Origin of the sequence: Coprococcus intestinihominis, assembly GCF_040096555.1 — a bacterium.
Classification (GTDB): Bacteria; Bacillota; Clostridia; order Lachnospirales; family Lachnospiraceae; genus Coprococcus_A; species Coprococcus_A intestinihominis.
In genome coordinates this window covers 1-11320 of sequence record NZ_JBBMEK010000089.1, presented here as the reverse complement: position 1 = coordinate 11320, position 11320 = coordinate 1, and the positions used below count along the sequence as shown (strand labels likewise).

Here is an 11320-nt window from a genome sequence, read left to right as displayed (position 1 = left end):
CTGGCGGCAATATCGGCAAATTATCCATCTGCGGTACGGTGAATGACCTGGCTTGCATGGGTGCAAAGCCGTTATATCTTTCCTGTGCCTTTGTTATTGAAGAAGGTTTTCCGATGGAGAAACTGGAAGAGATCGCAGGTGCGATGGAGAAAACAGCCAAAGAGGCCGGTGTCCGCATTGTATCCGGTGATACGAAGGTTGCCGGAAAGGGTCAGGTGGACGGTGTCTTTATTACGACAACAGGTGTTGGAGAAATTCTTGATGGTGTCAGCACATCCGGCGACTATGCCAAACCGGGAGATGCTATTATTGTAACAGGTGATATCGGCCGACATGGATGTACGATACTGCTGGCAAGAGAAGATTTCGGTATTGATGCGGATGTAACCAGTGACTGTGCACCATTGTGGCCTACAGTCGAATCTGTATTAAATGCCACAAAAGATGTCCATGTAATCCGTGATGCCACAAGAGGCGGCGTTGGTACAGTTCTTTATGAAATTGCAGGACAGAGCAAGGTCGGTATTCGCCTGAATGCAGCAGATGTGCCTGTGGCACCGGAAGTCAAGGGTGTCTGCGGCATGCTTGGTCTTGAACCGCTTTATCTGGCATGTGAAGGCCGTCTGGTGATCATGGCGCCTAAGTCAGAAGCAGAAAAGATTGTCGAAGTACTGAGACAGTGTCCATATTCAAAGGATGCGGCCATTATTGGTGAAGTTACGGAGGAACAGCCGGGACACGTTGTGATGACAACAGAAATCGGTACACAGGCTTTGCTTCCTCAGCCGGGCGGCGAGCTGCTTCCGAGAATCTGCTAACAGTCACTGATCGGCGAGTGATTGAAAATTCGGACGGAGGGTCAGATTTTTGATCTGGTCATAGCCGACAAAATGGAGTCAATATGGAGAAAAAAATGGAAACGAGAGTGGCAGTCATTGCGATTATTATAGAAGATGGCAGTTCAGCACAGGAAGTGAATGAATTTTTACACGGTGCAGCTCAATATATTATCGGACGCATGGGAATTCCTTATCGTGACAAAGGGATCAGCATTATCAGCATTGCAATCGATGCGCCGCAGGATATCATCAGTACGTTGTCCGGCAAAATCGGCCGGCTGAAAGGTGTATCCGTCAAAACGGCGTATTCCAATGTTGTTTCAAAAGAGAATTAAAACCGCAGTTTATATAAAAGTTTTAAACAGCGCAATGAAAGCGGAGAAGATAGAATGATTAAGATTGCTGTATATGGAAAAGGCGGTATTGGCAAATCAACCACTGTTTCGAATGTGGCTGCCGCATTAGCGGAAAAAGGGCTGAAAGTTATGCAGATCGGCTGTGACCCGAAGGCGGATTCAACCATGCAGCTGAGACATGGTGAAGCCGTACCGACTGTGCTGGAGCTGGTGAATCAGCGCAAAAATGATTTTGAATTAGAAGATATGGTTCGCATCGGATTCGGCGGCGTCGTCTGTGTGGAAGCAGGTGGCCCGACACCGGGGATGGGCTGTGCCGGACGTGGTATTATCACGGCACTGGAGAAGCTGAAAGAAAAGGGAGCCTATGAGGTTTATCAGCCGGATGTTGTGCTTTATGATGTTCTTGGGGATGTTGTCTGCGGCGGATTTACCATGCCGATGCGAAAAGGCTATGCGGATAAAGTATTTATTGTTACCTCAGGGGAAAATATGTCTATCCATGCTGCGGCGAATATTGCCATGGCCATCGACAACTTCAAAAACAGAGGCTATGCATCTCTGGGGGGTTTGATCCTGAATCGCAGAAACGTTAAGCGTGAAGACGAAAAAGTGGCGGAACTGGCAGATGATTTTAAGACATCTGTAGTGGGAACTTTATCCCGCAGTGAGCAGGTACTTTTGGCAGAGGAGAAGCAGCAGATCCTTCTGGAGGCTTTTCCTGACAGTGAAATGGCAGATGAGTACAGGAAACTGGCGGAGCAGATACTGGCTGTGTGTGAAGCGAGAGGATAGAAGGAGGCCGTTTTATGTTGAAAAGACTGGGTGGAACAGTCGATCCAAAAGGAGCGGCGACGGCCATCAAAGATGCGGAATTTCCGGTGCCATTTGCATCGGAACTGGAATTTAATTCGCCGGTACATGGAACATGGAATATCGTTCACACCGGCATGCAGGTGCCGGATGCTCATCAGATTTATGTCTGTGCCGATAACTGCATGCGTGGTGTTGTTTTAACAGCGGCAGAGATGAACGAGGCGGAACGTTTTTCCTTTGTTATCCTCAAGGAAGAGCATTTGCTGAACGGCAATCTGGAAGATATTACCATCGAAGGTGTGGCGGATGTGATCGAGAGATTGGAACAAAAGCCGAAAGCGGTTTTTCTGTTTACAGTTTGTCTGCATCATTTCCTGGGCAGCGATCTTGAGAGAATCTACGATGAACTGGGAAAACGATTTCCTGAAATCTGTTTTGTCAGATGTTTTATGGATCCGATCATGCGAAAGAGTGGTCTGACACCGGATCAAAAGCTGCGTTTGTCCATGTATGATCCTTTGAAGAAAGGAACAGTAACAGAAGAAGGGCAGCGAAGAATATCTATCCTGGGCAGCGATTTTGCACTGGACGAGACATCAGATCTCAAGAGATTGCTCAGATGTAATGATTATCAGATTAAAGAGTCCCCGGTTTGTGAGTCCTGGGAAGATTATCTTTCTCTGTCAGACTGCCGGATGATGCTGAACTGTTATCCGTCAGGAAAAGCCGGTACGGAATGGGCGGCAGAGAGACTGGGGCGGCCATTTATGTATATGCCTTCCTGTTTTGATTATGATGAGATCATCGGGCAGCTGGAAGCATTATCAGAGTCAATGGAGCTTCTGGGTGTTCTGGATTATGAAGGTGAAAAAGAGAGCTGTGAAGCAGCACTTCATGAGGCACTTCTGGAAGTTGGAGACTGGCCGATCGCCATAGACGGGACGTTTCATCCGAGACCTATGGGATTGGCAAGACTTTTGATCTCCCATGGCTTTTATGTAGAACGGATTTATCTGGATGCCATCAGCCCTGAAGAGGAAAATGATTTCAAATGGCTTCAGCAGCATGCGCCTGAGTTGATGCTGCTTGCAACTGTGCAGGTGAAAATGCGTGTCCTTCCGAGAAAAACGGAGCGGGAGATGCTGGCATTGGGGCAGAAAGCGGCCTGGTTTACAGGCAGCAGACATTTTGTCAACATGGTACAGGGTGCGGGCCTGTATGGCTTTGACGGAATCCGGCGTCTGGCACATCTGATGGTTGAGGCAGCCCGTGAAGAAAAAGAGACACCGGATCTTGTGATCCGCAAAGGATGGGGGTGCGAAAGCTGCATATGAGACAGGCATATCGAATAATACCGATTTATACAGCCGATGTATCCGGCGTCTGTTCAGCCCTTTATGAATTGGGCGGTATGACAGTGATGCACGATCCTTCGGGATGCAATTCGACGTATAATACCCATGATGAGATCAGATGGTATGATGAGGACAGTCTGATCTTTATCTCAGGTTTGACAGAAATCGATGCGATCATGGGAAATGATGAGAAGTTTATCCATGATATCGAAGAAGCGGCATCCGAATTGAAACCACGCTTTATTGCCCTGGCCAGTTCGCCGATCCCCTATATGAACGGCACGGATTTTCCGGCCATTGCAGAGGTAACAGAGCAGGATACGGGTATTCCGACCTTTGCAGTGCCTACAAACGGCATGCATGATTATGTGCGCGGGGCAGGTATGGCTTTGGAAGCCATTGCAGAACATTTTGTTTTGCCGAAAAGCCATGCAGAGGATGTTTCAAATAAAAACACGGAGGAAAAAGGCAGAAACCGTCTGGTGAACTTGCTGGGAGTTACGCCGCTGGATTTCGGGCCTCTTGATCATGCGGAAACGATGAAGCGCAGTCTGGAGCAATACGGCTGGCAGATCAACAGCATGTGGGCCATGGGAGATTCTTTGGATCAGCTGTCGAAATCTGCAGATGCAGCAGTGAATGTGGTTGTTTCATCTGTGGGGCTTCGGGCAGCCAAAGTATTGCAGAGAAAATTCGGTACACCTTATGTGGTTGGAGCACCGGTTGGCCGTTTCACGGAGAAGTTGTCAGAGGCAATGGAAGCAGCTGTCAATGGTGAAAAGGAAGACAATGTTGTTTATGCAGCCTGCAGAATGTCGGCAGAGAATCTTCAAGATGTCAATGATACGAAGGAGAGTCCGAGACACCGGGCGGAGATTACGTTGATTGGTGAACCGGTGACAATGGGCTCTCTGGCAGCAGCCATTGAACTTCAGTATGGCAGATCCGTTCGTGTATTGTGCCCGCTGGAAGAAACAGAAGGGTTGCTGACACCGGGGGATGAGGCTGTTTGTGGTGAAGAGATGATGGAACAAAAGCTGAAGGATGCAGGAATCATAGTGGCAGATCCGTTGTACAGACCAATCTGTCCAAAGGATGCTCAGTTCTTTGAATTGCCGCATATTGCTTTTTCGGGAAGAATTTATTTGAAGAAAATAAAACAGATGCCGGGATTTGCCGACTTTATTTAACATTTAAGGAGGACAAGAGATGGGATTGAATGAAACACCGTCAGGTGAGCGTGTACATATAGGTTTTTTTGGCCGGAGAAATGCGGGTAAATCCAGCCTGGTCAATGCTGTGACAGGACAGGAACTGGCTGTTGTATCCGATACAAGGGGAACCACAACAGACCCTGTCAGCAAGGCAATGGAACTGCTTCCGATCGGGCCGGTTGTCATCATAGATACTCCGGGTTTTGATGATGAAGGCGCACTTGGCGAATTGCGAGTCCGCAAAACAAGACAAATTTTGAATAAATCCGATGTGGCTGTGCTGGTGGCAGATTGCACAGAGGGCCTGAAAGACTGCGACAGAGAATTGATCGAGATTTTTCGACAGAAGGAGATTCCATGGCTGCTTGTCTGGAATAAATGTGATTTGAAGCCGGAACACCCGGAAGCCAAAGAAAATGAGATTTATGTCAGTGCCACAGAGAAGATAGAGATTGAAGCATTAAAAGAGAAGATTGCAGCCATCGGCAAGACAGAAGAAAACAAACTGATGCTGGTGGGTGATCTGATGCATCCGGGAGATATGGCTGTTCTTGTTATTCCAATCGACAAGGCGGCACCGAAAGGACGTCTGATTCTGCCTCAGCAGCAGGTTATCAGGGATATTCTGGAGGCGGAAGGCGCAGCTGTCTGTGTCAAGGAATATGAATTGAGGGAGACTTTGGAGAAATTCAAGGAACCGCCGGCCATTGTTATCACGGATAGCCAGGTTTTTGCAAAGGTATCTGCGGATGTACCGGAAAGTATTCCGTTGACATCTTTTTCTATTCTGATGGCCAGACATAAGGGACTTCTGGATACGGCTGTTCGTGGGATTGCCGCAGTGGAAGATCTGAAAGACGGAGATACAGTGCTGATCGCAGAGGGCTGCACCCATCATCGCCAGTGTGATGACATCGGCAGTGTTAAGATACCGAGATGGCTGAAGAATTACACAGGCAAAAAGCTGAATATTGAGCTGTGTTCCGGCAGAGAATTTCCGGAAGATCTGTCGAAATATGCACTGATTATTCATTGCGGAGGCTGTATGCTGAATGAGCGCGAGGTCCGCTATCGGATGAAATGTGCTGTTGATCAGGATGTGCCGATCACTAACTACGGCATCGCCATTGCCTATATGCAGGGCATCTTGAAAAGGTCTGTCAGTATGTTTCCATATCTTGCTGAGGAATTGCCGGATTAAAATATGCAGATGGTGCATATTTTCCATTTTCAGTCATATATATAAGAGTAAATGCTGCTGTGGCAGCGATATCGCAAAAATCAATGGACGTCCTGGGAGGGTGTTTCTGTGGCAGAATATCGGCGTTTTATTTCTTATATGTATTTATATGAAAACGGGAGAAAGACAATCAACAGTGGGTTTGTGAGAGTAGAAAGCCGGAATGGACAATGTCGGCTTTCTATTCATATGTCGGGAATTTATTATAGTGAAGCAAAAAAGTATCAGATTTATATGCTGATCAGAGTGTCCGGTGATTACATAGGGATTGCAATCGGAGACCTGTTGGTTCAGAAACAGACGGGGGATATGGAACTGACGATGGACAGTGATCATCTGATGGGAACAACGTATGATCTGGACCGTGTCGCTGGTATGGTTTTGCTGGGAGAAGATGGCGGCGTTTACGGTACCAGATGGGATGATGAACCGCTGGAAACAGAGAAATTTGTCAATAGAGAGCCGCTTTCAGAGATTTTAGTGAGATTTGGAGAGAAAAACAGTGATGCAGTAGCCGATGAAACTGATACGGAGAGAACCTTTGCGGATGCGGAGCCAGAAAGTGTCATAACGCAAGGGACAGAGCCTGAGGCAGAGACTCTGGTGAGTCCGCATGCGGATGAGAATCCGTTGATCCCTGAAGAGGAAGTGGCGGCATTTGTAGATGACGCAAGGATGGAAGCGTTTGAGAAAAATGAGAATCCGGAGAATAACGAGATTTTAGCTGTATCGAAAGAGCCGGAGATGTCGAAAGAACAAGCAGAAGAACAGGCAGAGCAAGAGCTGTACTCTAGGAGCAATGTCTATGACCTGCTGATGTCACAGCTACCGCAGATGTATCCTTTTGATGATGACAGTGTGGCAGCCTGTGTGCGGATGGAACTTCAGGATATCGGGCGCATGCCGATGGCGTGTTGGATTTATGGCAGCAATAGTTTTCTGCTGCATGGATATTATTGTTACCGGCATTTGATACTGGCAAAGGTGGAGCAGAAAAAGGATAAAGAAGATGTCGGTGGGCGCGGCGAAAATGATGGGGCGTCAGAGGATGAAGGTGTTTATCTGATGGGTGTTCCCGGTATTTGGCAGCATCGGGAGCAATATATGGCTGCCATGTTTGGTTTTCGCAAATTCAAGCCGGTAAGCCGGGAAAATCAGGGCAGCGGGGCTTTTGGTTACTGGTGTGTGGAGTTAAAATTATAATTGGATCGGATTACGGGAAAACAATAAGATAGATACGGTTTTAGAGAAAGGGAAGTGGTTTTGTGGCAACAGCTACTGGAATAAAGTGCTCTTTAAAACAAAATAATTTTCAAAAAGAAGTTAATAAAAGACCAGATGCGCGTCTGTCTGCCAACAGTCTGTTCAGAAATGTTTCAGAAGAAAGTATTGCACGGATTTTGGTCTGTTCCGGAGCAAAGTTCCGTACTTATAACAAGGATGAGACGATATTTCGACAAGGGGAGCAGGCGGATTATTTCTATGCTTTATTAAAGGGAAATGTGTCGATTATCAGCTATATGCCTTCTGGAAAAGTGAATGCCTTATATCATGTTGCATCAGGAGCGTTGATTGGAGAGCATTACAGCAGCAATCTGGATACAAATGGGCGTGTTTACTGGTACGAAGCGGTGGCCTGCGAGCCGGTGGAAGTGTTGGCAGTGCCATGGCAGCATCTGTACGGATTTTGCGACAAAGCCTGTGACCATCATAAGCAGTTGATCCAGAATCTGTATGAGAGCATGTCCACAAAGGAATGGATGGCGGTGCGGAAGCTGAATGTGTTAGGGTTTGCCAGTGTGCAGGAGAGAGCAGCAGCCTGGCTTCTGCAGGAGGCAGATGCAAGTGACACGGTGGTACTAAAGACAAATCGTGAGGAACAGGCGGATTATCTGTGCGTAGCCAGACCGTCACTATCAAGAACATTGATGCAGATGCAGAAAGCAGGGCTGATAGAAGCTGACCGGAAGCAGATTCGGATTCTGGATAGAGAAAAATTGGAAAAAATTTTGTAAAAAAAAGAAGTTTGTAACAGCTGTTACAGACTCCTTTTGAGAATGTAGATATAATAGTATTAAATCAATAATAATTACTAGTTTTAGAAAAGCCACAGTAACGGGGGATTTTAGTCAGTAGATAGGAATGATCTGAGATACGCTGACAACAAATAAAACGGAGGTGTCATTACATGAGTATGAATTTTGTGAACGAACCAACAAGAGCATGGGATCCTAAAAACAGACTTCGGGAAATGATTAATGAGGGAAGTGATGCAGCGAATGTGGATAAGCTGGTGGAACTGCTGATCATGGATGGATTTGATTTTTCACTGACTGCGGATGCAATGACACCGATCGATGAGGCTGAGCGTGTTGTTTCCGTAGGTATGGGTATTGCGGTGAAGAGTGAAATGTATCTGATCGAGAATCTGGCCCAGGCAGCAGGTGCAGCTATGGGATGTTCAAGACCCGCTTACGAAAGACTGAAAGTACTTCCTAGAGAGCGCTTTGTGGGCATGAGCGGTGAGAAATTTACCGGAACACTTTATATTGCCTGCGCTATTTCAGGTGCACAGCAGCATTTGAAAGGTATTGAGAAAGCACATACTGTTGTCGCTATCAACAGAAACGAAAAAGCACCGATTTTCAGACATGCGGATTATGGTATTGTCGGCGATATTCGAACCATTCTGCCGCTTTTAACAGAGAAATTAAACAGTGATCTGCCAAAACCGGACCCAAATGCTAAACCGGCGAAACGGGAGATGCCGTTATACTCAAAGACAACAGCAACAGCGGACGGTCGCTATGTCTGCATGGGATGCGGTTATGAGTATGACCCTGAAAAAGGCGATCCGGAGGCAGGTATTGAACCGGGTACTTCTTTTGAGGCGCTGCCGGAAGACTGGATTTGTCCGGAATGCGGTGTATCAAAAAGTGAAATGATTTCAGCAGTAACAAGAGGATAGATAGGAGGGTGAAGCATGAACGGTGTAAGAAAAGTAACGGAAGATTTATATTGGGTTGGCGTGAATGATAAGCGAATCGAATTATTTGAAAATATTCATCCAATTCCGGAGGGTGTTTCCTACAATGCATATCTGTTGTTAGATGAAAAAACGGTTCTTTTTGATACCGTGGACTGGTCAGGCTGCCGTGTATTCCTTGAGAACATTGCTGCTGTTCTGGATGGCAGAAAACTGGATTATCTTGTTGTCAATCATATGGAACCGGATCATGCAGCTTCTCTTGAGGAAGTCCTGATTCGTTATCCGGAATGTAAAGTTATCAGCAACGAAAAAGCATTTATGTTTATGCGTCAGTTTGGTTTTGATGTGGATGGCCGGGAAGATACCGTCAAAGAGGGTGATACAAGATGTTTCGGCAAACATACAGTGACATTCCTGATGGCGCAGATGGTGCATTGGCCGGAAGCCATGGTGACATTTGATACAACTAACGGTGTTTTGTTTTCAGCAGATGCATTCGGTTCCTTTGGTTCACTGGATGGTCGTCTGTTCGACGATGAAGTGAACTTCGACAGAGACTGGATTGACAATGCCAGAAGATATTTCACTAATATTGTGGGTAAATATGGGCCGTTTGTACAGCAGTTGCTGGCAAAAGCCAAAACAGCGCCGATCAAGATGTTCTGTCCGCTTCATGGACCGGTATGGCGTACCAATCTGGGTTATTATCTGGACAAGCATGATAAATGGAGCCGCTATATTCCGGAAGAAAACGGCGTGATGATCGTCTATGCATCCATGTATGGCAATACAGAATCTGCTGCCCAGGCATTGGCAGCACAGCTGTGTGAAAAAGGCGTTACCAATGTGAGAGTTTATGATGTATCCAAGACACATGTATCCTATCTGGTGGCAGAAGCCTTCAAATACAGTCATATTGTACTGGCATCTGTGACGTATAACCTGAATATTTATCCGGTGATGGAAGACTTCCTGCACCATCTGAAGGTGCTGAACCTGTCGAAACGTGTCTTCGGCATTATCGAAAACGGTTCATGGGCCATCAAGTCCGGTTCTTTAATGGAGCAGTATATTGATGAGAATCTGAAAGATTGCAGAATTCTGAATGCCAGAATGACCATCAACTCCTCAGCGAACCGTTCCAATGCGTCAGAACTGGATGCGCTGTCGGATGCCATCGTGAAATCTGTGGCTATTGAAGAAAAAGCCTTTGAGCAGCGTGTTATTGATGATGCGGCATTTGCGGAAGAAGAGGCAAGAAAGGCTGCTTTCAAGAAACTGTCGGCCAAAGAGAGAATGGCGCTGATGAGAGAGAAACACAGACAGGAAAAGGGCGAAGCATAGGCAGGAAAAGGTGAGTGGCAGAAGATTATAAAGTATTTGTTGTTAATTCGGGGTCTACATCCACAAAAGTAGCATTATTTGTGGGAAAAAAGAAATCTTCAAGCTGCATACAACGTGTAGAATATCTATTGTAGTTTGAAGATACATATGATATAATCGAATCACACAGAAATAAAATAATCCAAATGGAAAAGGAACCCCCAGAGGTGGCAGCCTCTGGGGGTTCCTGCATCATGATGATGCAATATGTAGGTTGGTTGTCTTATTTATTTCCGTCCAACCATTTGCTGATAAAGTATGAGACAATACCTGCCATAACGGAAATTATAAATGAAATAAAATAATCCACAAGTTTCATCTCCTTTCTGTGTCAGAATGGAGAAGACAACAGGGTGAGTATAGCATATATAATTTTTTATGGTTCATTTTTCGACAAAACATTTAACAGATATTTTAGTGGAGGCATAGGATGATGAATGAACATGAGTACTATTGCTTTTTAAAAGAGTTCTGGAAAGTTACCAATGACGGCTTTATCATTGTGGACCCCAATGGTGTGATTGTGGATATCAACGAGACGTATTGCGAGTTTCTGGGGAAAACCCGTGAACAGGTTTTAGGAAAGCCAATCGGCGAAGTGATTTCGACCACCAGTATGTATGATGTTCTGTCATCAGCCCGTGATGGGGATGATAATGTTTATCTGCAGCCCTATGGTGAAAATGATAATGCCAGCAATGTAGAAACCCATGCGGTGGCCAATCGTTTTTGCTTTTTTAATGAGCAGGGAGAGCTTCTTGGTGCGGCAGCCCAGATGTCTTTCAAGGAGAGAGCGGCGGCCATGGCTTATAGTATTGCCACAGAAGAACTGAATTATTACAAACGTGCTTATGAGGAAAGCAGCGAAGAGGACAGTGGCTTCTGTAAGATCCTCGGCAATTCAGAGGCTATGCAGAAGCTGAAAGAGAAGGCCATGAGGGTGGCAAGAAAGGATTTTCCCGTGTTGATTACAGGGGAGACGGGAACCGGCAAAGAGCTTTTTGCACAGGCGATTCACCGGGAGAGCAGCAGAAGAAAGAAACCCATCATCAGTATCAATTGTGCCTCCATTCCGTCAGAGCTATTGGAAAGTGAACTGTTTGGATATGACGAGGGTGCATTTACCGG

11 protein-coding genes are annotated in these 11320 nt (G+C 46.1%); all 11 read left to right on the top strand.

Annotation, left to right across the window (positions count from 1 at the left end; all coding sequences use genetic code 11):
- On the top strand, positions 1-818 hold an 818-nt coding region (gene hypE / locus WMO25_RS08560), incomplete at its 5' end, for a hydrogenase expression/formation protein HypE (RefSeq protein WP_349084983.1).
- Positions 819-913: 95 nt separating this feature from the next.
- On the top strand, positions 914-1174 hold the full coding sequence (locus WMO25_RS08555) for a TM1266 family iron-only hydrogenase system putative regulator (protein ID WP_270514666.1): 261 nt from the start codon (positions 914-916) through the stop codon (positions 1172-1174).
- 54 nt (positions 1175-1228) lie between these two features.
- Positions 1229-1990 (top strand): nitrogenase iron protein NifH, encoded by a 762-nt coding sequence (locus tag WMO25_RS08550; protein WP_117541690.1) that lies wholly within the window; start codon positions 1229-1231, stop codon positions 1988-1990.
- Positions 1991-2004: 14 nt separating this feature from the next.
- Positions 2005-3345, top strand: a complete 1341-nt coding sequence (locus tag WMO25_RS08545; protein WP_253058853.1) for a nitrogenase component 1 — start codon at positions 2005-2007, stop codon at positions 3343-3345.
- Complete coding sequence (locus WMO25_RS08540) at positions 3342-4556, top strand: nitrogenase component 1 (protein ID WP_349084981.1); 1215 nt, start codon at positions 3342-3344, stop codon at positions 4554-4556. Before WMO25_RS08545 ends, WMO25_RS08540 begins: the two co-directional genes overlap by 4 nt.
- Before the next feature lie 19 nt (positions 4557-4575).
- Positions 4576-5781, top strand: coding sequence for a [FeFe] hydrogenase H-cluster maturation GTPase HydF (gene hydF / locus WMO25_RS08535; protein ID WP_215689978.1), 1206 nt, complete (start codon positions 4576-4578; stop codon positions 5779-5781).
- Positions 5782-5889: 108 nt separating this feature from the next.
- Positions 5890-7023 (top strand): hypothetical protein, encoded by a 1134-nt coding sequence (locus tag WMO25_RS08530; RefSeq protein ID WP_349084979.1) that lies wholly within the window; start codon positions 5890-5892, stop codon positions 7021-7023.
- A gap of 62 nt (positions 7024-7085) precedes the next feature.
- Positions 7086-7835 (top strand): Crp/Fnr family transcriptional regulator, encoded by a 750-nt coding sequence (locus tag WMO25_RS08525; RefSeq protein ID WP_349084978.1) that lies wholly within the window; start codon positions 7086-7088, stop codon positions 7833-7835.
- A 173-nt stretch (positions 7836-8008) separates the two neighbouring features.
- Positions 8009-8788: an FAD-binding protein gene (locus WMO25_RS08520; protein ID WP_117526532.1), complete on the top strand. Its 780-nt coding sequence runs from the start codon at positions 8009-8011 to the stop codon at positions 8786-8788.
- A 15-nt stretch (positions 8789-8803) separates the two neighbouring features.
- A complete protein-coding gene (locus WMO25_RS08515) occupies positions 8804-10153 on the top strand; it encodes an FprA family A-type flavoprotein (protein WP_349084976.1) in 1350 nt (449 codons plus the stop codon).
- 469 nt (positions 10154-10622) lie between these two features.
- The coding region (locus WMO25_RS08510; RefSeq protein WP_349084975.1) for a sigma 54-interacting transcriptional regulator at positions 10623-11320 on the top strand (698 nt) is incomplete at its 3' end.

What these genes read in the sequence shown, in the direction of transcription:
- WMO25_RS08555 (WP_270514666.1), top strand. Translation starts at nt 914, where the DNA reads ATGGAAACGAGAGTGGCAGTCATTGCGATTATTATAGAAGATGGCAGT.
- WMO25_RS08550 (WP_117541690.1), top strand. Translation starts at nt 1,229, where the DNA reads ATGATTAAGATTGCTGTATATGGAAAAGGCGGTATTGGCAAATCAACC.
- WMO25_RS08545 (WP_253058853.1), top strand. Translation starts at nt 2,005, where the DNA reads ATGTTGAAAAGACTGGGTGGAACAGTCGATCCAAAAGGAGCGGCGACG.
- WMO25_RS08540 (WP_349084981.1), top strand. Translation starts at nt 3,342, where the DNA reads ATGAGACAGGCATATCGAATAATACCGATTTATACAGCCGATGTATCC.
- hydF (WP_215689978.1), top strand. Translation starts at nt 4,576, where the DNA reads ATGGGATTGAATGAAACACCGTCAGGTGAGCGTGTACATATAGGTTTT.
- WMO25_RS08520 (WP_117526532.1), top strand. Translation starts at nt 8,009, where the DNA reads ATGAGTATGAATTTTGTGAACGAACCAACAAGAGCATGGGATCCTAAA.
- WMO25_RS08515 (WP_349084976.1), top strand. Translation starts at nt 8,804, where the DNA reads ATGAACGGTGTAAGAAAAGTAACGGAAGATTTATATTGGGTTGGCGTG.